This window comes from Streptomyces sp. NPDC002787, assembly GCF_053592095.1.
Genome location: NZ_JBSFVC010000019.1, coordinates 14,760 through 39,588, shown reverse-complemented (window position 1 = coordinate 39,588; position 24,829 = coordinate 14,760). Strand labels below are relative to the sequence as shown.

Genomic DNA, 24,829 nt, shown 5'->3' with positions numbered 1-24,829 from the left:
AACGAAGGCGGGCGGAACGACAGAGGCGGGTCACCCCCTCGGGATGACCCGCCCTTCGCGTGCTTCAGCGACCGCTGCCCAGGGCCCGGCGGCCACGGCCCTGGGAGAGGACCGGGAGGTTGCGGGACGGGGCGGAGGCACGGTTGTCCTCCTCCAGGCGCAGGGCCAGCGCGGGGCAGCGGCGCACCGCGCGGAGCGCCTTGGCCTCGGCGTACTGCGGGACCTTCGCCTGGGCGACGGTGGGGAAGCCGTCGGCGCCCAGCTGGAAGACCTCCGGGAGGATGTCGGCGCACAGGCCGTGGCCCCGGCAGAGCGTCCAGTCGACGTAGATCTTCTGGCGGCTGGCGCCGCTCTCCTCCTCGGCGGAGCCGCCCGGGATGCCGGTCGGCATCCGGCCGCCCTCGAAGAGCGGCAGCACGCCCTCCACCGGCCGACCGCAGCCGTTGCCGAGGACGTGTGCGGCGAGGTCGTCGGTGAACGCCTTGATCGTCGATTCCAGGAACATCGCGGAGCCGTCCGGGTGCGAGCACGCGCCGCGCCGCTTGACGTTCTTCGCGACCTGCTTGAGGGCCTCCAGGGCGGCCGGGCCGCCGCCGTTGAGGATGTCCTCCATGCCGCGCGCGGCGGCCGGCAGACCGAGGTAGCAGGGACCGCACTGCCCCGCGCTCTCCTCGGCGAGCCACTTGGCGACCTGGAGGGACTCGCCGAGCGGGCAGGTGTCCTGGCTGATCGGCAGGATCGCGCCGGCGCCGAGCGCACCGCCCACCGCGTCCAGCGAGTTGCGTGAGACGACCGCCTCGTTGACGGTCGCCGCGTCGATCCACTTGCCGTGGTAGCCGCCGGTCAGCACGCCCTGCGGGACCGGCGGGGCGCCGGCGAGCTGCAGGATGTAGCGCAGCGGGACGCCGGTGGGGGCCTCGATCACCATGGGGCGGGCGACCGCGCCGGAGACGGTGAGCATGACGGTGCCCGGCTCGTCGTACAGGCCGGTGTTGCCGTAGCGCTCGGCGCCGATGCGGGCGCCGATGGCGAGCTGAGCGAAGGTTTCGGCGTTGGAGAGCAGGGTCGGCGCGCCACCGACACCGCTCTTGGAGGCGCTGGTCTTGCGGCCCGGCGGGATGGCCGGACCGCCGTCGATCGAACGGATCAGCGACGCGGCGGCGCCGGTGACCATGCGGACGGGGTTGCGCTGCACGCTCGCGCGGATGGCGGCGCCGCGCCGGTTGCTCAGGCCGCGCTCGGCGAGCGCGGCCTCCATCGAGCGCTGGGTGGATTCACGTGTCACCCCGACGACCAGCTGGCGGGCGCCCAGCGCCTCCGCGACCAGCAGGGCGCCGTCCAGGATGAGGTGCGGGGCACGGTTGATCAGCACCGTGTCCTTGCGGCAGGCGGGTTCGTCCTCGCTGCCGTTGACGACCACGACGGGCCGGATACCGCGCTTGATCGCCGACTCGGCGACCGAGCGCAGCTTCTTGTGGAACGGGAAGCCCGCGCCTCCCCTGCCCTTCAGGTTGATCCGCTCGGACAGTTGGGCGAGTTGCTCGCCGCCCATCGGCTCGAGCGGACCGTGCACCTTCAGGTGCATGGGGAGGTCGAGTCTCTCGACGAGATCGAAGCCCGAGGTGAGCTGGGGGAGCCCCACCACACGGACTTCGGGGACGTCGGGAAGGGCCTCGTTCACTTAAAGCCTCCGGAAGGCGCGTTCCAGGGTTCGCCTGAGCTCGGCGGGTCGTAGTCGTAGCCGGGCAGGGTTTCAGTGGCGGGACCGCTGTTGTACGTGTCGTTCGGGTTGTACGTGCCGTAGGGGGCGTTCGTCTCAGCGGTTCCGTAGGAAGTTTCGGAAACCCCGGTGTTGTACGTCTCGCCCTGGTAGGTCTGGCCCGGGTACGCCTGGCCCTGGTACGACTGCCCGCCCAGCGGCTGTCCGGCGAAGGTGTCCTGCATCGGGTCGTACGCCGACGGGGGCGCCTCACCGACCGGCGGCGGGGACGGGGCCGGCCAGCGGGTGCTCCCCGTGGTCGAGCCGTCGTCCAGCCGGGGCATGGCCTGCGTGGGCTGCATGTCCAGCGGCTGCTGCTGGGTCAGGTAGGGCGCCGTGGGCTCCGGGGAGCGCGGGGTCATCGACACCGCGCGGTACGCGGCCGCGAAGCCGGGGCCGCTGTCGGCCGAGGCGGCCGCCGCGCGCTGCGGGGGGACCAGCGGGTCGCCGAGCGCGGGGTTCGGGCCCTGTCCGCCGCCGAAGCCGGGCAGCGGGAACTGGCCGGTGTCGCGCATCTGGTCGCGCTGGCCGCCTTCGCGCCGACCGCCCTCACGTCGTCCGCCGGGCTCCTCCAGGCCCTGCAGGGCCGAACGGGACTTCACGAGTTCGTCGACCTCGGGGGGCCGCTGGCCGTCGGTGCCCAGGATCGCGGTGATCCGGTCGACGACCTCGCGCTTGACCGAGCGCGGGGCGGACCGCAGCAGCAGCGCGACGGCGACGGCGACGAGGGCGAGGGAGTAGAGGATCACGAAGATCGGCTTCGCCTCGCGACCCGCGTAGAGTCCGTGCACCAGAGCGAAACACCAGGCCGGGTAGGCCATCATGTGCATCGCGCGCCAGCGGGCCGCGACCGGCGCGGGGGACGCGAAGTTGCTGCGCAGCGCGCCGGTGATGGCGACGAAGACCATCATGGCCCCGGCGGTCGCGCCGAAACCGATGAGCGCGCCCGTGCCCGTCACGCCGAGGGCGAAGGGGAACAGGGCGATCGCGGAGACGTGGTTCAGCGCCAGCTTCACCGTGACGTGCAGGAAGAGGAACGCGACCGAGGCGATGGCGGTCGTCCGGTGGACGGCCTGGCCGATGATCCGCTGGCGCACGGTGAGCAGGGTCCGGTCCTGGGCGACGAGTCCCCAGAGCACCGAGCACGTCAGCGAGACGAGCGAGAGAACACCCGCACCGAAGTCGAGGAACTCCCGGTACGCGTCACCTCCGACCAGCACACTTACGGGTATCAGCAGCAGAGCGGCAGCTGTGGCCATCCCATAGGCCGAGCGGCCTGCTTGGGGCAGCGAGCTGTTACTGCGACGAGGGTTCATGGGGGCAACTCCGAACAGTTCGGGAAAGCGGTCCCGTCGTCGAACTGTAAGTGGTGCCAAACCGAGCGGTACGAGGTTTGAGTTATTGCGTTGTTATCAAGGGGCAATCTCACATCTGTGATGTCCCTTAGTGGTTGTTACGCGAAGTAAGATTTGAATAAAGTTCAACTTTTTTGGCTGGATTCCGTGGCTGACACACCGCTGGTCCGTGTCCAGGTGGATGGCTCGCCCGTGGCCGGTCGGCGGCCCGGAACCTCGTCGCGGCGGCTGTCGGGGCTGCGGTACCCTGACCCCATGCGTGCCGTACGCCTTCTGCTTAGCGAGCCGCGCTGATCAGTCCCGACCGCCGATGAACGGCACGGTCGGAATCGGCGCGGCGTCCCCTCCTGTGCGAGGGGATTTTTCGTTTCCTGGACGAACAGCCCGCTGGCAGAGACGATCGATGGAGCTTTGAGGATCATGAGCGAGACGAACCCCGCTGCCGCCGAGGTGGCCGCGCCGCACCGCTACACGGCCGCCGTCGCGGCCGAGATCGAGGCACGCTGGCAGGACTTCTGGGACGCCGAGGGCACCTACGCGGCGCCGAACCCCAAGGGTGACCTGGCGGGCGACGCGGAGCTGGCCGCCCGGCCCAAGAAGTTCATCATGGACATGTTCCCGTACCCGTCCGGCGCGGGCCTGCACGTCGGTCACCCCCTGGGGTACATCGCCACCGACGTCTCCGCCCGCTATCAGCGCATGACCGGCCACAACGTCCTGCACACCCTGGGCTTCGACGCCTTCGGCCTGCCCGCCGAGCAGCACGCCGTGGCCACCGGCGAGCACCCCCGGGTCACCACCGAGGCCGCCATCACCAACATGAAGTCCCAGCTGCGCCGGCTGGGCCTGGGCCACGACAAGCGCCGGTCGTTCGCCACGATCGACCCGGACTACTACAAGTGGACCCAGTGGATCTTCCTGCAGATCTTCAACTCCTGGTACGACGACGAGGCGAGGAAGGCCCGACCGATCGCCGAACTGGTCGCCCAGTTCGAGTCCGGTGAGCGCGCGGTGCCCGGCGCTCGCACCTGGAGCGCGCTGAGCACCGCCGAACGCGCCGACGTCCTGGGCGAGTACCGCCTGGCGTACGCCTCCGACGCACCGGTCAACTGGTGCCCCGGCCTGGGCACCGTACTGGCCAACGAGGAGGTCACCGCCGACGGCCGCTCCGAGCGCGGCAACTTCCCCGTCTTCAAGGCCAAGCTGCGCCAGTGGAACATGCGGATCACGGCCTACGCCGACCGCCTGCTGGACGACCTGAACGAGCTGGACTGGCCCGAGGCCATCAAGCTGCAGCAGCGCAACTGGATCGGCCGCTCCGAGGGCGCCCGCGTCGACTTCCCGATCGACGGCGAGCGCATCACGGTCTTCACCACGCGCCCCGACACCCTGTTCGGCGCGACCTACATGGTCCTGGCGCCCGAGCACCCGCTGGTCGACAAGTTCACCCCGGCCGCCTGGCCCGAGGGCACCCACGAGGTGTGGACCGGCGGCCACGCGACCCCGGCCGACGCCGTCACCGCCTACCGCGCGCAGGCCGCCTCCAAGTCCGACGTCGAGCGGCAGGCCGAGGCCAAGGACAAGACCGGCGTCTTCATCGGCTCGTACGCGACCAACCCGGTCAACGGCGAGAAGATCCCCGCCTTCATCGCCGACTACGTCCTGATGGGCTACGGCACCGGCGCGATCATGGCCGTCCCGGCGCACGACACGCGAGACTTCGACTTCGCCCGCGCCTTCGAGCTGCCGATCGCCTGCGTGGTCGAGCCGACGGACGGCCGGGGCACCGACACCTCCACCTGGGACGACGCCTTCGTGTCGTACGACGCGAAGATCGTCAACTCCGTCGGCGAGGGCGTCTCACTGGACGGCCTGGGCGTCGCCGACGCCAAGGCGCGCATCACCGAGTGGCTGGAGCGGTCCGGCATCGGCGAGGGCACCGTCAACTTCCGGCTGCGCGACTGGCTGTTCAGCCGCCAGCGGTACTGGGGCGAGCCCTTCCCGATCGTCTACGACGAGGACGGCGTCGCCCACGCGCTGCCCGAGTCGATGCTGCCGCTGGAGCTGCCCGAGGTCGAGGACTACTCGCCGCGCACCTTCGACCCGGACGACGCCGACACCCAGCCCGAGCCGCCGCTGTCGCGCAACGAGGACTGGGTCAACGTCACGCTGGACCTGGGCGACGGCCGCGGCCCGCGCCCGTACCGGCGTGAGACCAACACCATGCCCAACTGGGCCGGTTCCTGCTGGTACGAGCTGCGCTACCTGGACCCGCACAACTCGGAGAAGCTGGTCGACCCGGAGATCGAGCGGTACTGGATGGGCCCGCGCGAGGGCCAGCCGCACGGCGGTGTCGACCTGTACGTCGGCGGCGCCGAGCACGCCGTGCTGCACCTGCTGTACGCGCGCTTCTGGTCCAAGGTCCTGTTCGACCTGGGCCATGTCTCCTCGGCCGAGCCGTTCCACAAGCTGTTCAACCAGGGCATGATCCAGGCCTTCGTCTACCGCGACAGCCGTGGCTTCGCGGTGCCGGCCGCCGAGGTGGAGGAGCGCGACGGCGCCTACTACTACCAGGGCGAGAAGGTCAGCCGCCTGCTGGGCAAGATGGGCAAGTCCCTGAAGAACGCGGTCACTCCGGAGTCCATCTGCGAGGAGTACGGCGCCGACACACTGCGGCTGTACGAGATGGCGATGGGCCCGCTGGACGTCTCCCGGCCGTGGGACACGCGCGCGGTGGTCGGCCAGTTCCGGCTGCTGCAGCGGCTGTGGCGCAACGTCGTCGACGAGGCCACCGGTGAGGTCACCGTGGTGGACACCGAGCCCGGCGAGGAGACCCTGCGGGCGCTGCACAAGGCCATCGACGGCGTACGGCAGGACCTGGAGGGCCTGCGGTTCAACACCGCGATCGCCAAGGTCACCGAGCTGAACAACCACCTGACCAAGGTGGGCGGCCCGGTCTCCCGCCCCGTCGCCGAGGCACTGGTGCTGCTGGTCGCGCCGCTGGCCCCGCACATCGCCGAGGAGCTGTGGCGCAAGCTGGGGCACGCGGATTCGGTGGTCCACCAGGACTTCCCGGTCGCCGATCCCGCGTATGTCGTCGACGAGGCCGTCACCTGCGTCGTCCAGATCAAGGGCAAGGTCAAGGCCCGTCTGGAGGTGCCGCCGACGATCTCCGAGGAGGAGCTGGAGAAGGTGGCCCTGGGCGACGAGAAGGTGATCGCGGCGCTGGCCGGGGCACCGATCCGGAAGGTGATCGTGAGGGCGCCGAAGCTGGTGAACATCGTCGTTTAGCTGGCGGCTGGCGGCTGGCGGCTGGCGGCTGGCGGCTGGCGGCTGGCGGCTGGCGGCTGGCGGCCAGCGGCTGCCGCTGTGGCTGTGGCGGTCCTCACCGCTGGTGCGGGGTGAGTGCGGGTCGTCCCCTACGGGCAGGTTCCGGGTTCCGATGGAACTAGGAACCTGCCCATTGCGTTTACCGTGGAAGAGCGCCGCAGCACACACCGTGCCGGTTGAAGGAGGAGCGCGTCGTGGAAGCCGTCATCGCAGTCGTCGCCCTGCTCTTCGTGCTGCTCGTGGTCCTGGGTGCGTACGCCACGGTGAAGGCGGTCGGCGCGGCCAAGCGCGGCGTGGACCGCACGATCACACAGGCTAAGCGGACCGTCGAGGACACGACACTGCGTGCCAGAAGCCTGGCCCAGCCGGGCCCCGTGGGACAATTGGCCGATCTGCGGCTGAAGTTGCGGACGTCCATGCGGGCCACCCAGGAGGCGCTGCGGGCGGGCGTGGGCGAGGACGAGTCCCTGAAGGAGTCGCTGGCCCTCTTCGAGCAGCTCAGCAAGCACGGCCGGGAGCTGGACGACGAGCTCCGGCGCCTGGAGCCCGAGCCGGACCGCGCCAAGCTGGTCCAGCGGCTGCCCGCGCTGCGCGAGCGTACGGAGCGGATCATCAAGTCCGCCGACTCACTGCGCTGGGCGGCGCACGACCGGGCCCGCAAGTTCGCGGAGGACGACCTGGACACGCTCAGCGCGCAGATCGACGTGGAGGCGGGCGCGCTGCGGCACTGGACGACGGAGCCCGCGTCGGTCTGGCCCGAGGCGCCCAAGGCCGAGCCCACACCGGCCTGGCCCGAGGCGCCGAAGCCCGAGCCCGCCGCCTCCACCGGGCAGACGTGGCAGGAGACCCCCGGGTCCCGCGCCGCCGACCCCCGCGCGGGTGGGGAGCCGCCCAAGCCGGCGATCACCCCGCCGGCAGCGCGGCCGACGTACCCGTGGCAGAAGAAGCCCCGCCCGGAGAGCACGACTTGAGCCGGGCGGATCGGTCGGCCCGGTCGGCTCGTTCCGCGCGGCAGGTGGGAGGGGCCGGGCTGCCGTCGGCGGGGCTTGGCGGGTAACCTCCAGCTCATGTCCCGCCATGTCGCGATCGTCACCGATTCAACGGCCTACCTGCCGCCGCCGGCGATGGAGCGTCACGGCATCATCGCGGTGCCGTTGACCGTGGTCCTGGGCGACCAGGCGCTGGAGGAGGGCACCGAGATCTCGGCGCGGTCCCTGGCCCAGGCGCTGCAGAAGCGACGGTCCGTCACCACCTCCCGCCCCAGCCCCGACCTGTTCGCGGAGACCTACCGCAGGGTCGCGGAGTCGGGCGCCACGGGCATCGTCTCCCTCCACCTGTCCGCCGAGTTCTCGGGCACGTACGACGCGGCCGTCCTCGCGGCACGCGAGGCACCCGTACCGGTACGCGTGGTGGACACCGGGATGGTCGCGATGGCCCTCGGGTTCTGCGCCCTGGCAGCCGCCGAGACCGCGGAGGCGGGCGGCACGGTCGACGAGGCCGTCACGGCCGCCGAGAAGCGGGCGGCGGGGACGTCCGCGTTCTTCTACGTCGACACCCTGGACTACCTGCGCCGGGGCGGGCGGATCGGCGCGGCACAGGCGCTGTTCGGCTCCGCGCTGGCGGTCAAGCCGCTGCTGCAGCTGGACGGCGGCCGCATCGAGATGCTGGAGAAGGTCCGTACGGCGTCCAAGGCGATCGCCCGCCTTGAGGAGATCGTCGCCGAGCGGGCCGGGGGTGCGCCGGTCGACATCGCCGTGCATCACCTCGCCGCGCCCGAGCGGGCCTCGACGCTCGCGGAGCGGCTGCGGGACCGGGTGCCCGGGCTGGCCGATCTGCATGTCAGCGAGGTCGGGGCGGTGATCGGGGCGCATACGGGGCCCGGATTGCTGGGGGTTGTCGTCTCACCTCGGTGAGGTGACCGGGGCTCGGCGCCCGGCGAGGCTGGCATGGGCTGGCATGGGCTGCTGTGGTGTCTGTCGCTCGTGTGGGTGACAGAGTTATCCACAACTGGGTGGTAATTCACGAGAATTGAGCAAGATCATCGCGAGTGGGTGAGCTTGCCCGATCCTCGTCGCATGGCACTTCGATCACGTTCACGTACCGCGACAGTCACCAGTGGCCCGGGCCGGGGCCCGAGCTCCGACGGACGCGCCCGACACCGTCCCCGGCGGCCCCGGGGCAGGGCCGGCCGCCGCCAGGCCTCGGCGGAGACGCTACGCCTGCGCGCGGAGGCGCTCTTTCCGGAAACGGCGGGGCAGACCCCGGAGTTGGGGCACGGGCCGCCGGGAGGGCCCAGGGGGAGGACGGGGGTCGGGGTCGGTGTTGCCTGGGCGGGGGAGGCCGGGAGCGCCGGCGTGCTGCCCAGGGCGGCGGCCGGTGACGTCGACGAGCCTGTGGGCTGGGCTGAGCACGATCGTCCGGGCGGTGGCCCGAGTGGTCGTCCGACTGGTCGCCCGGGCGGTCGTCGAAGTGGTCGTCCAAGCGGTCGTCCGAGTGGTGGTCTCGTTGATGAGAGCGCGGGGGATGGGCGGGTTGTCCGCGACGGGTCCTACGAGTCCGACCGGCCCTATGAGGCGTACGAGTCCGGCGAGCCTTACGAGCCCCACAAGTCCGGCGGCCCTCACGGGCCCCACAAGTCCGGCGAGTCCGGCGAGGACGCTGTCGGTCACGAGGTGGCGGGGGCGTGGCGGGAGCGGGTCGGGCCGGCCGTGCGGGAGCGGTTGCCGTTGTGGTTGCAGGTGCGGTGCGGCGTCGAGCGGAAAAGTGTCGTCGCGCTGAGTGTGGTGCTGGTCGTCGCGGCGGTGTTCGCGGCACAGCACTTCTGGGCGGGCCGGACACAGCCGGTGAGCGCGCCCGAGGTGGTGCGGGCCGGGGCTCCGGCAGCACCGGGGGCTTCGGGGGGTCCGGCGGCAGCGTTCGGTGAAGCCGGTGGCGGCCGGGCCGCGGCGCCGGGCGGGCCGGCCGGGGTGGTGGGTTCCACGGCAGGGCCCTCGATCGTGGTGGACGTCAGCGGGAAGGTGCGCAGACCGGGGATCCAACACCTGCCTGCCGGCTCCCGGGTAGCCGACGCGTTGCGCGCGGCGGGCGGTGTGCGGCCGGGGGCCGACACCGACGGACTCAACCGCGCCCGTCTCCTCGTCGACGGCGAACAGGTCCTGGTGGGGAGTCCCGCGCCGGTGGCGGGGCCTGGCGCGGCGCCGGGCGGCGGTGTGAGCGGCGGGGGTGGTGGTGCGGCCGGGAACCGGGCGGCACCCGCGGCACCCGTCTCCCTCAACACAGCCACCGTCGACCAGTTGGACACACTGCCCGGCGTCGGGCCTGTCCTCGCCCAGCACATCATCGACTACCGCACCCAGCACGGCGGCTTCCGCTCGGTCGACGAACTGCGCGAGGTCAACGGCATCGGAGACCGCCGATTCGCCGACCTTCGGAACCTCGTACGGCCATGAGGACGACGGAAGAGGAAGTGGTCGGATCCGGAGTCGGAGTCGGAGCGGCGGCGGTCGGGGCAGAGGGGGCTGCGGAGCGTCCCGCCGTGCACGCGGCCTCAGGGACCCGGCTCGGCGACGCGCACCCGAGGCAGGAGGGGCCGACGGACCTGCGTCTCGTGCCGCCGGCGCTGACCGCCTGGGGGACGGCGGCGCTGACGGTGCACGCCTCGCCGGGATGGGTCACGGGCGTGGTCGTGGTCTGCGTGGCCGTGGGCGTGGCCTTGCTCATCACTGGGCGAGGACGGGGGCGAGGAGGAGCGCGAGAGGAGGGGGTGCGAGAGGAAGGGGTGCGAACGCGAGAACGGGGATGCGGGCGAGGGAGCGTGCGGCGTGGGGCCGGATCGTGGACGAGGGTGTCCGTCGCCGCCGTGCTGCTGTGTGCCGGCGCGGCTGCCGCCTCCGCCGGGCTGCACGGGGCGGATCTGCGGCGTGGTCCTGTCCCTGAGCTGGCCGAGCAGTACGCCCGGGTGACCGCGGATGTCGAGCTCACCTCCGACCCGCGCCTCACCCGCCCCCGGATCAAGGGCCCCCACGCGGTCCCGACCGCCGTGCTCCTCCAGGCCGAGGTACGCCGAGTGAGGGGTCCGGACGGGACGGTAGTGGACACGCGGACGCCGGTGCTGGTCATCGTCGATGTGGAGAGGCGGTCGCACACGGGCACCGGCAGCAGCACGGGCACGAGCACTGGCTCGGGCACCGGTATGGGGCGGGCCCAGGGCACGGCTGGGGGCGATGACGGCATCGGCGGCCGGGGCCCCGGCACTGGATCGCCCTGGTTGTCGCTGCTGCCGTCGGCGCGGGTGCGGGTGGCGGCGCAGGTCGTGCCGGCCATGGTCGGGGGAGACCGGGCGGCGGCCGTGCTACGGGTGCGGGGTGGTGGACCGCCGGAGGTGGTGGAGGAGGCCAGTGCGGCGCAGCGGCTCGCGGGGCGGCTGCGTGCGGGGCTTCGGGAGGCGACGGACGGGCTGGACGCGGACGCGCGGGCGTTGTTGCCGGGGTTCGTCGTCGGGGACACCTCGCGGGTTCCGGCCGAACTGGACGAGGCGTTCAAGGCGACCGACCTCACGCACCTGCTGGCCGTCAGCGGTGCGAACTTCACGATCTTGCTGGCCCTGTTCATCGGGCCGCCGGGGCTGGCGCAGCGGGCCGAGCGACGGGGGCTGGCGCCCCGGCTCGGGATCCCGTTGCGGGCGACCGCGCTGGCCGGTGGTGCGCTGACCCTGGGCTTCGTGATCGTGTGCCGGCCGGACCCGAGCGTGGTGCGGGCCGCGGCCTGCGGTTCGATCGCGCTGCTGGCCATCGCGACGGGGCGGCGCAGGTCCCTCATCCCCGCGCTGGCGACGGCGGTCCTGCTGCTGGTGCTGTACGACCCGTGGTTGGCCCGTAGTTACGGCTTCCTGCTGTCCGTCCTCGCGACCGGTGCCCTGCTCACCCTCGCTCCGCGCTGGAGTGCGGCGCTCCAGCGGCGCCGGGTGCCACCGCGCCCGGCCGAGGCACTGGCTGCGGCGGGAGCCGCGCAGGCGGTGTGCGCGCCGGTCGTGGCCGTGCTGTCGGCCAAGGTGAGCCTGGTGGCGGTCCCGTGCAATCTGCTGGCGGAGTTCGCGGTGGCCCCGGCCACGGTGCTGGGGTTCGCCACGCTGGCGACGGCCCCGTTGGCGATGCCCGTTGCCGAGTGCCTTGCCTGGTGCGCGAGTTGGCCCGCGGGCTGGATCGCGGACATCGCCCGCACGGGGGCGTCCCTGCCCGGAGCGGGAGTGGACTGGCCGGGCGGCTGGACGGGCGCGCTGCTGCTCGCCCTCCTCACCGTGGTCGCCGTGTTCGTCGCGCGGCGCCTCCTGAGCCATCCGTGGCTGGTCGGGCTCTGCTTGCTGGTCTTCCTGCTGGTCGTGGTGCAGCCGCCGCCTCTGACCAGGGTGATCACGGGGTGGCCGCCGCCCGGCTGGAAGTTCGTGATGTGTGATGTGGGACAAGGAGACGCGACCGTCCTCGCGGCGGGTGACGGTGCCGGGGTGGTCGTGGACGCCGGTCCCGATCCGGTGCTGGTCGACCGCTGTCTGACGACACTGGGCATCACCGAGGTCCCGCTCGTCGTCCTCACACACTTCCACGCCGACCATGTGGCGGGGCTGCCGGGAGTGCTGCGGGGGCGTTCGGTGGGGGCGATCTCGACGACGGGGTTCGAGGAGCCGGCGGATCAGGCCGATCTCGTGCGCAGGGAGGCGGCGGCCCGGCGCATTCCGGTGACACGGGCCGTGGCCGGGGAGGAGCGGCGCGCCGGGAGCCTCGCGTGGCGGGTGCTGTGGCCGCCTGCCGACGCGACCGCACCGGACGGGCCGAACGACGCCAGCGTCACCATGCTCGTCCGCTCGGCCGGGCTGAGCCTGCTGCTCCTCGGGGACCTGGAACCACCCGCCCAGCGGGAACTGTCGAGATCCCCCGAGGCGGCGGCCCTGGGTGCGGTGGACGTGGTGAAGGTCGCCCACCACGGTTCGGCCTACCAGGACCCCGACCTGATACGGGCGATGGCCCCGAGGCTGGCGCTCATCTCGGTCGGTGCGGACAATTCGTACGGCCATCCGGCGCCCAGTACGGTCGCGGCGCTGCGGGCCGGCGGTGCCACGGTGCTGCGTACGGACGAGGACGGGGCGATCGCCGTCGCGGGTACGGCCGAGGAGCTGCTGGTGGCGAGAGACTGAGGTCATGGATACCGCAGAGATGGACACCTACCTTCGCCGCCTCGGAGCCGAACACCCGGCCTGGCCCACCGTCGACGTACTGCGTGAACTGCAGCTGCGTCATCTGCGGGCGGTGCCGTTCGAGAACCTGTCGATCCACCTCGGAGAGGAGATCGTCCTGGAGGAGAAGCGGCTGCTCGACAAGGTCGTCGGGGAGCGCAGGGGCGGCTTCTGCTTCGAACTGAACGGGTTGTTCGGCGCGCTGCTCGCGGCACTGGGCTACGACGTGACACTGCTGGCGGCGCGGGTGTACGGCGAGGAGGGGCGGCTCGGCATCCCGTACGACCATCTCGCGCTGCGGGTGCGGACGGTGGACGGGGGTGACTGGCTGGTCGACGTCGGGTTCGGGACGAACAGTCACTGTCCGCTGGAGTTCGGGAACCGGGGGGAGCAGGAGGATCCGGGCGGTACGTTCCGGGTGGTCGAGGCGGACCGGGAGAGCGGGGGGCGGGAGTTCGGGGACCTGGACGTGTTCCGGGACGGCAAGCCGCAGTACCGGCTGGAACTGCGGCCGAGGGCGCTCGGGGACTTCGTGGCTGGGGCCTGGTGGCACAGCACCTCACCGGCCTCCCACTTCACCCGGTCCCTCGTCTGCTCCCGGGTGGCCGAGGACGGCGGCCGGATCACCCTCAGCGGCCGCACCCTCACGGTGACGTCGGCGGAAGGGGACCGGGAGGTGACCGAGCTGACGACGGACGGGGAGGTGCTGGCGGCGTACCGGGAGCGGTTCGGCATGGAGTTGGGGCGGGTGCCGGAGGTGGGGGCCGGGGGAAGGGTGCGGTGGTGATGTGACCGCATGGGTGAGCCGAGGGGTTCACCGGCTCGGTGGACTGTCGGTCGCGTGGGCCGGGTTCTCGGCATGAACGATGCTCAACTCGCCTCGGTCCTGTCCAGATGTGCCGACTGCCCGTGGTGAGCGTGTGACCACGGGGCCCTCGTCAAGTGGTGGGCGTAGCGGAAGATGGGGGTGTGAGTGATGTGAGACATGTGCTGGTGCTGCCCGACCGTGACGCAGCGGAGGAGGCGGTGGTCGAGCTCGGGGAGCGGTTCGGGCTGGACGAGGAGCCGCAGCTGGTGCGGGACGCGTTGGCTGGGGAGGACGACGCGGAGGACGCGCAGTGGTTGGTGGTGCTGCGGGACGAGCGGGGGCGGCTCGATCCGGTGGTGTTGGACGAGTTCGCGGGGGAGTGGGAGGGGTGGCGGGAGGAACCGTAGGGCTCCGCTGGGGCGCGGGCTGACTGTCGGGTCGTTCGTCGGTGGTGGGCCGGTGGGTGTTGCTCGTGGCCGCGGCGGGGCCGCACATGTCACGGCCCCGGGTCCCTTCGGGGCGTGGCTGCCGCTCGGGTCGGGTTGTCAGTGGGCCGTGGGATGCTGTGGGGGATGGCCAAGAAGACTGCGCATGATGATCCCCTCGCTCCTGTGACGCTTGCCGTGGGACAGGAGGAGCTGCTGCTGGACCGTGCCGTGCAGGAGGTGGTGGCGGCTGCCAGGGCCGCTGATGCCGACACGGACGTGCGGGATCTGTCCTCGGACCAGGTGCAGCCCGGCACGCTCGCCGAGCTGACGAGTCCGTCTCTGTTCGCGGAGCGGAAGGTCGTGGTCGTACGCAATGCGCAGGATCTGTCGGCCGACACGATCAAGGACGTGAAGGCGTATCTGGGGGCTCCCGCCGAGGAGATCACCCTGGTGTTGTTGCACGCGGGCGCGGCCAAGGGGAAGGGGCTGCTGGACGCGGCGCGCAAGGCGGGCGCGCGGGAGGTGGCGTGCCCCAAGATGACGAAGCCGGGGGATCGGCTGGCGTTCGTGCGGGGGGAGTTCCGGGCGCTCGGGCGGTCCGCCACGTCCGAGGCGTGCCAGGCGCTCGTCGACGCGATCGGGAGTGATCTGCGGGAGCTGGCGTCCGCGGCGTCGCAGCTGGTCGCGGATGTCGAGGGCACGATCGACGAGGCGGTGGTGGGCCGGTACTACACGGGGCGGGCCGAGGCGTCGAGCTTCGAGGTGGCCGATCGGGCTGTCGAGGGGCGGGCGGCGGAGGCGTTGGAGGCGCTTCGGTGGTCGTTGTCCACGGGAGTGGCGCCGGTGTTGATCACCAGTGCGTTGGCTCAGGGGGTGCGGGCGATCGGGAAGCTGTCGTCGGCGCGGGGTGGGCGGCCGGCGGATCTCGCGCGGGAGTTGGGGATGCCGCCGTGGAAGATCGATCGGGTGCGGCAGCAGATGCGGGGGTGGACGCCGGACGGGGTTGCTGTGGCGCTGCGGGCGGTGGCTGAGGCTGATGCGGGGGTCAAGGGCGGGGGGGATGACCCTGAGTACGCGTTGGAGAAGGCGGTTGTGGTGATCGCTCGGGCGGCTCGGTCTCGGCGGGGCTGAGTTCTCTAGCCCCGCCGCTCCTACCCGTCCCGTCACCAGGGGCGCTGCCCCTTCGACCCCGAGGGTCTCGGGTGGAGTGGGTTTGTCGGGTGCGGGCGGGTGCGGGTGGGCGCGGGTAGGTGGGGGCTTGTCGCGCAGTTCCCCGCGCCCCTGGGAGGACGGCGGCCCTTCGGGCCTGTCCTCCCCGCGCCGGTCACCTCTTCACATGCCGAAGGCCCCGTCTTCCACCCTGGGGAAGGGGGAGGACGGGGCCTCGGTTCACGATGGTGGACCTGTACCCGCGTGGCGAACGCAGGCCGCGTACGGGTCCGGGGGTGCCGGGTGGGAGCGGATGAGAGAGGGCCCGCTCTGGGTCCAGCCGGCGGTCAGATCAAAGAAGGAGCTCAGCCCTTGAGCGCAGCGACCTTGGAAGCAAGCGCCGACTTCTTGTTGGCGGCCTGGTTCTTGTGGATGACGCCCTTGGAGACGGCCTTGTCGAGCTGACGCGCGGCAGCGCGCTGGTACTCGGTGGCCTTCTCGGCGTCACCCGCGGCAGCGGCCTCTCGGGCCTTGCGGATCGCGGTCTTGAGCGACGACTTGACGGCCTTGTTGCGAAGGCGCGCCTTCTCGTTGGTCTTGTTCCGCTTGATCTGGGACTTGATGTTCGCCACGAATGAGCCTTTTCAGCTACAGGTGTACGAGAACATGCGAGCTAGGCAGGACATGCCTCGGGCACCGTTTGATTTCCTTGGGATGTGCCTCCTGCTGAGAGGGCATGAGACACAGCTGTCCACGCTACCAGCAGCCCCCCGGTCGGCCCAAACCGGTCGCAGTTCTCCACCCGTGGGACGATGGTGCCTACGTATAGACCGCTAGATCCGATCCGACCCGAGACCGCAGACGGCTGCGGACGCCTCAAGAATCAGGACCCTGCGTGCCCGCGATCCCTAGCCATGTGCCCGAGCCGAGCCGTACCGACCCGGCTCTGATCCGCAATTTCTGCATCATCGCGCACATCGACCACGGCAAGTCCACGCTCGCCGACCGGATGCTCCAGCTGACCGGTGTGGTCGAGCAGCGGCAGATGCGTGCTCAGTACCTCGACCGCATGGACATCGAGCGTGAGCGCGGAATCACGATCAAGTCCCAGGCGGTGCGTCTGCCCTGGGCGCCGACCGACGATCCGGGCACCACGCACATCCTCAACATGATCGACACCCCCGGGCACGTCGACTTCACGTACGAGGTGTCGCGATCGCTGGCGGCCTGTGAGGGGACCGTCCTCCTGGTCGACGCGGCCCAGGGCATCGAGGCGCAGACCCTCGCCAACCTGTACCTGGCGATGGAGAACGACCTCAAGATCATCCCCGTACTGAACAAGATCGACCTGCCGGCCGCCCAGCCGGAGAAGTTCTCCGAGGAGCTGGCCAACCTCATCGGCTGTGACCCCGAGGACGTCCTCAAGGTCTCCGCCAAGACGGGTGTGGGTGTCGACGCGCTGCTCGACCGTGTCGTGGCGGAGGTGCCGGCGCCCGTCGGAGTCAAGGACGCGCCCGCCCGCGCGATGATCTTCGACTCGGTCTACGACTCGTACCGGGGCGTGGTCACCTACGTCCGTGTCATCGACGGGCAGCTCAACAAGCGTGAGCGGATCCGGATGATGTCCACCAACGCCACGCACGAGCTGCTGGAGATCGGGACCAACTCGCCCGAGATGCTCCCGGCGGACGGTCTGGGCGTCGGTGAGGTGGGCTACCTGATCACCGGTGTGAAGGACGTCCGCCAGTCCAAGGTCGGTGACACCATCACCAGCCAGGCCAAGGGCGCGACCGAGGCGCTGGGCGGCTACAAGGACCCCAAGCCGATGGTCTTCTCGGGGCTGTATCCGCTGGACGGGTCGGACTACCCCGAGCTGCGTGACGCGCTCGACAAGCTCCAGCTCAACGACGCCGCGCTCGTCTACGAGCCGGAGACCTCGGCCGCGCTCGGGTTCGGGTTCCGTGTCGGGTTCCTCGGGCTGCTGCACCTCGACGTCATCCGGGAGCGGCTGGAGCGCGAGTTCGGGCTCGACCTCATCGCCACCGCGCCGAACGTCGTGTACCGCGTCGTCATGGAGGACGGCAGCGAGCACACGGTCACCAACCCGAGCGAGTTCCCCGAGGGCAAGATCGGGGAGGTGTACGAGCCCGTCGTACGCGCCACGATCCTGGCGCCCAGCGAGTTCATCGGGTCGATCATGGAGCTCTGCCAGACCCGGCGCGGCGTCCTGCTCGGCATGGACTACCTCTCCGAGGACCGGGTCGAGATCCGGTACACGCTGCCGCTCGCCGAGATCGTCTTCGACTTCTTCGACCAGCTGAAGTCGAAGACGCGCGGTTACGCGTCGCTCGACTACGAGCCCACCGGCGAGCAGACCTCCAGCCTCGTCAAGGTCGACATCCTGTTGCACGGCGACAAGGTGGACGCCTTCTCGGCGATCACCCACAAGGACGCGGCGTACGCGTACGGGGTGCGGCTCGTCGCCAAGCTGCGCGAGCTGATCCCCCGGCAGGCCTTCGAGGTGCCCATCCAGGCCGCCATCGGCTCGCGTGTCATCGCCCGCGAGACCATCCGCGCCATCCGCAAGGACGTCCTCGCCAAGTGCTACGGCGGTGACATCTCCCGTAAGCGGAAGCTGCTGGAGAAGCAGAAGGAAGGCAAGAAGCGGATGAAGATGGTGGGCTCCGTGGAGGTTCCGCAGGAGGCCTTCATCGCCGTCCTGTCCAGCGACGACAGCGCCGGCGGCGGCAAGGGCAAGAAGTAGCCAACGGCGAGGCCGGTCGCCGACCGCGGGAGCAGTCACTGTTACCCCCGGGAACTAGGGCAGAATGCGGGCCCGTCGCGTTTCGGCGCGGCGGGCCCGCGCGTCGTCGAGGAGGCGCCGGTGCGTGTTCGTACGGTCGTTCTCGGTGGAAAGTGACGGCCCGCCGCCCCTTACGAACCGGCCGACCTCGCTCTACCCTGATCACCACTCGATGGTTACTCGCGAGTTAAACAACAGCCGCTTTGAGCCAGCCGCACAGTCCATGAGCCAGCTGTACTGTCGCGTGCCCCGGAGGATGTCGTGAGCGACACACAGACCCTGATCGAGAACCGTCCGCCCTCCATGGCGGCCCTCTTCCTGGAGCGTGTGGCGGCCACGCCGGACGCCGAGGCGTTCCGCTATCCCGTGCCCCCCGCCTCCGGTGAGGGCCCCTCGGAGTGGAAGTCGATGAGCTGGGCGCAGGCGGCCGAACGGGTCAACGCCATCGCGGCCGGGCTCGTCGAGCTGGGCGTGCAGCCGGAGCAGCGCATCGCCCTGTCCTCCGCCACCAGGATCGAGTGGATCCTGTGCGACCTCGGCATCATGTGCGCGGGCGCGGCCAACACCACGGTCTACCCGCAGACCAACGCCGAGGAGTCCGCGTACATCCTGTCCGACTCCGGCAGCCGGGTGCTCATCGCCGAGAACGCCGCGCAGCTCGCCAAGGCCCGTGAGAAGAAGGCCGAGCTGCCCGAGCTGACGCATGTCGTCGTCATCGACCCCGAGGGCGCGGACCTCTCGGAGGACTGGATCCTCTCCCTGGCCGAGCTGGAGAAGCGCGGCGCCGCCCACCTGGAGAAGAAGCCCGACCTGATCAAGGACAAGGTCGGCGCGATCACCAAGGACCAGCTCGCCACCCTCATCTACACCTCGGGCACCACCGGCCGCCCCAAGGGCGTGCGCCTGCCGCACGACAACTGGGCGTACATGGCGAAGGCCATCGGCGCGACCGGCCTGCTCGAACCGGCGGACGTGCAGTACCTGTGGCTGCCGCTCGCGCACGTCATGGGCAAGGTGCTCCTCGCGGGCCACATCGAGGTCGGGCACATCACCGCCGTCGACGGCCGCGTCGACAAGATCATCGAGAACCTTCCGGTCGTGCAGCCGACGTACATGGCCGCCGTGCCGCGCATCTTCGAGAAGGTCTACAACGGTGTCGTCGCCAAGGCGCGCGCGGGCGGTCCGGCCAAGTACAAGATCTTCCAGTGGGCGGCGGAGGTCGCCCGGGAGTACGCCAAGGTCAGCCAGGAGAACTTCCGGCGCACCGGGACCGCGTCCGTGCCGTTCGGGCTGGGGGCCAAGCACAAGGTCGCCGACGCGCTGGTCTACAAGAAGCTGCGCGAGGCGTTCGGTGGCCGGCTGCGCGCCTGCGTCTCCGGCTCGGTCGCGCTGGCGCCCGAGATCGGCTTCTTCTTCGCCGGCGCCGGCATCCCCATCCTGGAGGGCTACGGCCTCACCGAGTCCTCCGCGGCCTCCTTCCTCAACCCGGGCGAGGCCTTCCGCACCGGCACGGTGGGAAAGCCGCTGCCCGGCACGGAGGTGCGCATCGCGGACGACGGCGAGATCCTGCTGCGCGGCCCCGGCATCATGGAGGGCTACCACAAGCTGCCCGAGAAGACCGCGGAGGTCCTGGAGGCCGACGGGTGGTTCCACACCGGGGACATCGGGGAGCTGTCGCCCGACGGCTACCTGCGGATCACCGACCGCAAGAAGGACCTGTTCAAGACGTCCGGCGGCAAGTACATCGCGCCGACCGAGATCGAGGGACAGTTCAAGGCGCTGTGCCCGTTCACGTCCAACGTCATGGTGATCGGCGCCGACCGTAACTTCTGCACGGCCCTGATCGCCCTCGACGAGCCGTCCATCCAGGGGTGGGCCGCGGAGAACGGGCTGGAGGGGAAGTCGTACGAGGAGGTCATCTCGGCGCCGACGACGGTGGAGATGATCGAGGGGTACATCAAGCAGCTCAACGAGGGGCTGCAGCGCTGGCAGACGATCAAGAAGTTCCGGTTGTTGCCGCGGGATCTCGATGTCGAGCACGGTGAGCTGACGCCGAGCCTGAAGTTGAAGCGGCCGGTGGTGGAGAAGGAGTACCAGCACCTCATCGATGACATGTACGCCGGTACGCGCGAGGCGTAGCGCCCCGCTGGGAGGCCGGGGAACTGCGGGCCGTATGCCAGCAGTGGGTTCGTTGTGGCTTGTCGCGCAGTTCCCCGCGCCCCTTACGGGGCGCGGTTGCCCGCCACCAATGTGCGGAGTTCCCGTATCTGTATGCGTAGCTCGGCCAAGTCGGGTGAGGCGGCGGCCAGTTGCTTATCCAGAGTCGCCAACCGCGAGTTGACCTGTTCCGCGTGCTCCCGCTGTCGTGCCAGCAGGCTCTCCAGTTGTCGCGTCTTGCGGTGCAGGTCCAGGAACACGCTCACCTTCGCCCGTAACACCCAGGGGTCGAAGGGCTTGGTCAGGTAGTCCGCGGCGCCGGTGGCGTAGCCGCGGAAGGCGTAGCCCGCGTCCGAGTCCGTGCCGGTGAGGAAGATGACCGGGACGTCCTTGGTCTGGTCGAGGCGCTTGATGTTGGCGGCGGTCTCGAAGCCGTCCATACCGGGCATGCGGATGTCGAGGAGGACGACGGCGAAGCGGCGCCGGAGGAGGGCCTTCATGGCCTCCTCGCCGGAACGGGCGCGCACGAGCGGCTCGTTGAGGGATGCCAGGACGGCCTCCAGGGCGATCAGGTTGTCCTCCATGTCGTCGACGAGGAGGATGCCCGCGCCCGCGTCGGTCCGGTCCTGAGTGGTCATGGTGAGGGTGCCTCGTTCTCGTCGGTGCGTTTCTCGGGCGACTGCTCAGCGCCCTCCGGGTCCAGGACCGCGCAGACCACCGTGAGCAGTTGGTCGACGTCCACCGGCTTCGGTACGTAGTCGTTGGCGCCCCGGGCGATGGACTTCTCGCGGTCGCCGGGCATCGCCTTGGCGGTGAGCGCGACGATGGGCAGGCCCGCCCAGCGGGGGGTGCGGCGGATGGCGGAGATCGTCTCGTAGCCGTCCATCTCCGGCATCATGATGTCCATCAGGACGAGTTCGACGTCGGGGTTGCGCTCCAGGGTCTCGATGCCCTCACGGCCGTTCTCCGCGTAGAGCACGGGCATGCCGACGCGGCCCAGGACATGGGTGAGCGCGAAGACGTTGCGGATGTCGTCGTCCACGATCAGCACCCGGCGGCCGGGCAGGACCTGGCCCGCGCGGCCCACCTTCCACGCCTCCAGCTTGGTGGGCGCGGGCCAGGTGTCGTCGCTGTCGTGTGCGGAGCTGTCGTGTACGGAGCTGTCGTGCGCGGCCGGGTACGGCTCGGTGGTCAGCTGCTCGGGTACGAGGCTGCCGCGCTCCTCGGCGGCGGAGCCCGTCACCCCGTGGCCGGGGCTGAAGACGGGGACGTACAGCGTGAAGGTCGAGCCCTTGCCGGGGACGCTCTCGGCGATGATGCGGCCGCCCAGGAGCCCGGCGATCTCGCGGCTGATGGACAGACCGAGGCCGGTGCCGCCGTACTTGCGGTTGGTGGTGCCGTCTGCCTGCTGGAACGCCTCGAAGATCACCGGGAGCTTCTCGGGCGCGATGCCGATGCCGGTGTCGGAGACCGCGAAGGCGATCACCTCGTCGTGGTCCTCGCGGGTGAAGCGGTGGTCGGGGTCCTTGACCCGGTTGACCTTCAGCTCGACCCGGCCGGACGCGGTGAACTTGATCGCGTTGGACAGGAGGTTGCGCAGGATCTGCTGCAGGCGCTGCTCGTCCGAGTACATCTCGCGCGGCACGTTCTCGCCGACCGCGACCTCGAAGGCCAGGCCCCGGTCGAGGGTGAGCGGGCGGAAGGTGGCGTGGACGTAGTCGAGGAGCTTGATCAGGGGGAGACGCTTCGGGCGTACGTCCATCCGGCCCGCCTCGATCTTGGAGAGGTCCAGGATGTCGTTGATCAGCTGCAGCAGATCCGACCCCGAGCGGTGGATCGTGGCCGCGAACTGCACCTCCTGGTCGGTGAGATGGCCGTCCGGGTTGTCGGAGAGCAGCCGGGCCAGGATCAGCAACGAGTTCAGCGGGGTGCGGAGCTCGTGGGACATGTTCGCCAGGAACTCCGACTTGTACTGGGAGGAGGTGGCCAGCAGGGCGGCCTTCTCCTCCAGTTCGGCGTTCGAGCGCTGCAACTCCGCCTGCTGTTTCTGGAGTTCGTCGGAGCGTTCCTGGAGCTGCATGGCGAGGCGCTGGGACTCGCCCAGCAGCGACTCCGTGCGGGAGTTGGCGATGATGGTGTTGATGGCGACGCCGATGGTGTTCACGAACTGGTCGAAGAAGGCCAGGTGGACATCGGAGAAGCGGGAGAACGAGGCGAGCTCGATCACACCGAGGAGCTTGTCCTCGAAGAGGATCGGGATGATCACGACGCTGGACGGGGAGGCCTCGCCGAGACCGCTGTTGATCTTGATGTAGTCCGGCGGGGCCTCCTCCACCAGGATCCGCTTCTTCTCGCGGGCCGCCTGCGCGACGAGGCCGTGCACGGGCAGGCCGCCGGTCTCGACGGTCGCGCCCTGAGCCGAGCCGTAGCCCGCGATGAAGGCGAGGCCCTTGCTCGGTGCGACCGGGCGCAGGGCCGCGCCGTCCTCGTCGGGGTCGGCCAGGTAGAAGGCGCCGTACTGGGCGTTCACCAGCGGGGTCAGCTCGCGCAGGATCAGGTCGGCGACCTCCATCAGGTCGCGGTGGCCCTGCATCAGGGCGGCGAGGCGGGCCAGGTTGGACTCCAGCCAGTCCTTCGCCCGGGTGGTCTCGCGCAGGTTGGCCACCATCAGGTTGATGTTGTCCTTCAGCTCGGCGACCTCGCCGCGCGCCTCCACCGTGATCGAGCGGGACATGTCGCCCTGGGCCACGGCCGAGGCGACCTCGGCGATCGCGCGGACCTGGGTGGTCAGGTTCAGGGCGAGCTCGTTCACGTTCGTCGTCAGGCGCTTCCAGGTGCCGTAGACGCCCTCGACCCTCGCCTGGCCGCCGAGTTGGCCCTCGGAGCCGACCTCGCGGGCGACCCGGGTGACCTCGGAGGAGAAGGAGGAGAGGGTGTCGACCATCGTGTTGATGGCGGTCTTCAGCTCCAGGATCTCGCCGCGCGCGTCCACGTCGATCTTCTTGGAGAGGTCGCCGTTGGCCACGGCCGTGGTGACCTGGGCGATGTTCCTGACCTGGGAAGTGAGGTTGTCCGCCATGTAGTTGACGTTGTCGGTGAGGTCCCGCCACACCCCGGACACGCCCAGCACCTGGGCCCGGCCGCCGAGCGCGCCGTCCGTGCCGACCTCGCGGGCCACCCTCGTCACCTCGTCGGCGAAGGCGCGCAACTGCTCCACCATCGTGTTGACGGTGTCCTTCAGTTCGAGGATCTCGCCGCGCGCGTCGACGGTGATCTTCTTGGAGAGGTCGCCGTTGGCGACGGCCGTAGTCACCTGGGCGATGTTGCGGACCTGGGAGGTCAGGTTCAGCGCCATGAAGTTGACGTTGTCGGTGAGGTCCTTCCAGACGCCGCTCACGCCCCGGACCTGCGCCTGGCCGCCGAGGTTGCCTTCCGTACCGACCTCGCGGGCCACGCGGGTGACCTCGTCGGCGAAGGCGGAGAGCTGGTCGACCATCGTGTTGATGGTGGACTTCAGCTCCAGGATCTCGCCCTTCGCCTCGACGGTGATCTTCTTGCCGAGGTCGCCCTGGGCCACCGCCGTGGAGACGAGGGCGATGTTCCTGACCTGGGACGTCAGGTTGTCGGCCATGAAGTTGACGTTGTCGGTGAGGTCTTTCCAGACCCCGGAGACGCCCCGGACCTGGGCCCGGCCGCCGAGGTTGCCTTCCGTGCCGACCTCGCGGGCCACGCGGGTGACCTCGTCGGCGAAGGCGGAGAGCTGGTCGACCATCGTGTTGATGGTGGACTTCAGCTCCAGGATCTCGCCCTGCGCGTCGACCGTGATCTTCTGGCTGAGATCGCCGTTGGCGACGGCGGTGGTGACCTGGGCGATGTTGCGGACCTGCGAGGTCAGGTTCGACGCCATGAAGTTGACGTTGTCGGTGAGGTCCTTCCAGACGCCGGAGACACCCCGGACCTGGGCCCGCCCGCCCAACTGCCCCTCGGTGCCGACCTCGCGGGCGACGCGGGTCACCTCATCCGCGAACGCGGAGAGCTGGTCGACCATCGTGTTCACGGTGAGCTTCAGTTCCAGCAGCTCGCCGGTCGCCTCGACGGTCACCGTACGGGTGAGGTCACCACGTGCCACGGCGGTGGTCACCAGCGCGATGTCACGTACCTGGGCGGTCAGCCGGGACGCCATCGTGTTGACCGCCTCGGTCACGTCCCGCCAACTGCCCGACAGCCCGCGGACCTTGGCGCGGCCCCCGAGCCGCCCCTCCGTGCCTACCTCACGGGCGACCCGGGTCACCTCGCCGGTGAACAGCGACAACTGGTCGACCATCTTGTTCACGGCACGGCCCAACCGCCTCAGGTCACCCCGGAGTTGACGGTTGCCGTCGTGCAGGTCGACGCGCTGGGTCAGGTCGCCGCCAGCCACCGCGTCCAGCACCCGGGTGGCGTTCGCGGCGGGGGCGACCAGGGCGTCGAGCGTCTGGTTCACGTCGTCGACACGGGTCGCCCAGGCGCCCTGGCCCGGACTGGCCGAGAGCCGCTCGTCGAGCCGGCCATGCCGGACCAGCTCCCGCCGTACGCGCTGCACTTCGCTGCCGAAGTGCGTACTGCGGTCGATGATCTGGTTGAAGAGGGCGCACAGCTCCGCGACCGGTGCGGGGCCCGTCTCCGGGATCTTCGTGAAGCTGCCGTCACGGGCGGCGGTCATGGCCGCGGTCAGCGCACGCAGATCGGATGCCCGGATCAATCCGTCCGTTCGGCTGTCTTTTTGACCGTCTTCGAGCACCCGCGTAGCACTGTTCTCACTCATGGTGGCCCAC

At 70.5% G+C, this 24,829-nt stretch carries 15 protein-coding genes; 10 read left to right on the top strand and 5 right to left on the bottom strand.

Annotated features, from left to right (window positions below; genetic code table 11):
• Positions 1 to 64: 64 nt before the first annotated feature.
• Complete coding sequence (locus tag ACWD26_RS25955; RefSeq protein ID WP_451273988.1) at positions 65 to 1,681, bottom strand: NADH-ubiquinone oxidoreductase-F iron-sulfur binding region domain-containing protein; 1,617 nt, start codon at positions 1,679 to 1,681, stop codon at positions 65 to 67.
• Complete coding sequence (locus tag ACWD26_RS25950; protein ID WP_451273986.1) at positions 1,678 to 3,018, bottom strand: cytochrome b/b6 domain-containing protein; 1,341 nt, start codon at positions 3,016 to 3,018, stop codon at positions 1,678 to 1,680. The genes ACWD26_RS25955 and ACWD26_RS25950 overlap by 4 nt, the downstream gene beginning before the upstream one ends.
• 516 nt (positions 3,019 to 3,534) lie before the next feature.
• On the opposite strand from ACWD26_RS25950, the gene leuS reads away from it, so the two are divergent.
• The 8 genes from leuS (at position 3,535) to holA (ending at position 15,037) form a co-directional block, all read left to right on the top strand.
• Positions 3,535 to 6,405 (top strand): leucine--tRNA ligase, encoded by a 2,871-nt coding sequence (leuS, locus tag ACWD26_RS25945; protein ID WP_451273984.1) that lies wholly within the window; start codon positions 3,535 to 3,537, stop codon positions 6,403 to 6,405.
• A gap of 233 nt (positions 6,406 to 6,638) precedes the next feature.
• Positions 6,639 to 7,415: a hypothetical protein gene (locus ACWD26_RS25940; protein WP_451273982.1), complete on the top strand. Its 777-nt coding sequence runs from the start codon at positions 6,639 to 6,641 to the stop codon at positions 7,413 to 7,415.
• A 96-nt stretch (positions 7,416 to 7,511) separates the two neighbouring features.
• Positions 7,512 to 8,357, top strand: coding sequence for a DegV family protein (locus ACWD26_RS25935; protein WP_451273980.1), 846 nt, complete (start codon positions 7,512 to 7,514; stop codon positions 8,355 to 8,357).
• Between the two features lie 480 nt (positions 8,358 to 8,837).
• Positions 8,838 to 9,893 (top strand): helix-hairpin-helix domain-containing protein, encoded by a 1,056-nt coding sequence (locus ACWD26_RS25930; protein ID WP_451274219.1) that lies wholly within the window; start codon positions 8,838 to 8,840, stop codon positions 9,891 to 9,893.
• Positions 9,894 to 9,979: 86 nt separating this feature from the next.
• Entirely contained in the window at positions 9,980 to 12,631 is a 2,652-nt protein-coding gene (locus ACWD26_RS25925; protein WP_451273978.1) for a ComEC/Rec2 family competence protein, read from the top strand.
• A 4-nt stretch (positions 12,632 to 12,635) separates the two neighbouring features.
• Positions 12,636 to 13,457 (top strand): arylamine N-acetyltransferase family protein, encoded by an 822-nt coding sequence (locus ACWD26_RS25920; protein ID WP_451273976.1) that lies wholly within the window; start codon positions 12,636 to 12,638, stop codon positions 13,455 to 13,457.
• Positions 13,458 to 13,639: 182 nt separating this feature from the next.
• Positions 13,640 to 13,885, top strand: a complete 246-nt coding sequence (locus ACWD26_RS25915) for a hypothetical protein (protein WP_451273974.1) — start codon at positions 13,640 to 13,642, stop codon at positions 13,883 to 13,885.
• Between the two features lie 165 nt (positions 13,886 to 14,050).
• Positions 14,051 to 15,037 (top strand): DNA polymerase III subunit delta, encoded by a 987-nt coding sequence (gene holA / locus ACWD26_RS25910; RefSeq protein WP_451273972.1) that lies wholly within the window; start codon positions 14,051 to 14,053, stop codon positions 15,035 to 15,037.
• A gap of 383 nt (positions 15,038 to 15,420) precedes the next feature.
• Here the strand turns inward: holA and rpsT are convergent, their stop codons facing one another.
• Complete coding sequence (gene rpsT, locus ACWD26_RS25905; RefSeq protein ID WP_326582844.1) at positions 15,421 to 15,687, bottom strand: 30S ribosomal protein S20; 267 nt, start codon at positions 15,685 to 15,687, stop codon at positions 15,421 to 15,423.
• A 263-nt stretch (positions 15,688 to 15,950) separates the two neighbouring features.
• Here rpsT and lepA point away from each other — a divergent pair, with 263 nt between their 5' ends.
• A complete protein-coding gene (lepA, locus tag ACWD26_RS25900) occupies positions 15,951 to 17,819 on the top strand; it encodes a translation elongation factor 4 (RefSeq protein WP_451273969.1) in 1,869 nt (622 codons plus the stop codon).
• 300 nt (positions 17,820 to 18,119) lie between these two features.
• Complete coding sequence (locus ACWD26_RS25895) at positions 18,120 to 19,997, top strand: AMP-dependent synthetase/ligase (RefSeq protein ID WP_451273967.1); 1,878 nt, start codon at positions 18,120 to 18,122, stop codon at positions 19,995 to 19,997.
• An 83-nt stretch (positions 19,998 to 20,080) separates the two neighbouring features.
• On the opposite strand, the gene ACWD26_RS25890 is transcribed toward ACWD26_RS25895, so the two are convergent.
• Both ACWD26_RS25890 and ACWD26_RS25885 read right to left on the bottom strand, forming a co-directional pair.
• Complete coding sequence (locus ACWD26_RS25890; RefSeq protein ID WP_451273965.1) at positions 20,081 to 20,653, bottom strand: response regulator; 573 nt, start codon at positions 20,651 to 20,653, stop codon at positions 20,081 to 20,083.
• Positions 20,650 to 24,819 (bottom strand): HAMP domain-containing protein, encoded by a 4,170-nt coding sequence (locus ACWD26_RS25885; RefSeq protein WP_451273963.1) that lies wholly within the window; start codon positions 24,817 to 24,819, stop codon positions 20,650 to 20,652. The genes ACWD26_RS25890 and ACWD26_RS25885 overlap by 4 nt, the downstream gene beginning before the upstream one ends.
• Positions 24,820 to 24,829 lie beyond the last annotated feature (10 nt).

What these genes read in the sequence shown, in the direction of transcription:
- leuS (WP_451273984.1), top strand. Translation starts at nt 3,535, where the DNA reads ATGAGCGAGACGAACCCCGCTGCCGCCGAGGTGGCCGCGCCGCACCGC.
- ACWD26_RS25920 (WP_451273976.1), top strand. Translation starts at nt 12,636, where the DNA reads ATGGATACCGCAGAGATGGACACCTACCTTCGCCGCCTCGGAGCCGAA.
- ACWD26_RS25890 (WP_451273965.1), bottom strand. Translation starts at nt 20,653, where the DNA reads ATGACCACTCAGGACCGGACCGACGCGGGCGCGGGCATCCTCCTCGTC.
- ACWD26_RS25885 (WP_451273963.1), bottom strand. Translation starts at nt 24,819, where the DNA reads ATGAGTGAGAACAGTGCTACGCGGGTGCTCGAAGACGGTCAAAAAGAC.
- ACWD26_RS25935 (WP_451273980.1), top strand. Translation starts at nt 7,512, where the DNA reads ATGTCCCGCCATGTCGCGATCGTCACCGATTCAACGGCCTACCTGCCG.
- holA (WP_451273972.1), top strand. Translation starts at nt 14,051, where the DNA reads ATGGCCAAGAAGACTGCGCATGATGATCCCCTCGCTCCTGTGACGCTT.
- ACWD26_RS25950 (WP_451273986.1), bottom strand. Translation starts at nt 3,018, where the DNA reads ATGGCCACAGCTGCCGCTCTGCTGCTGATACCCGTAAGTGTGCTGGTC.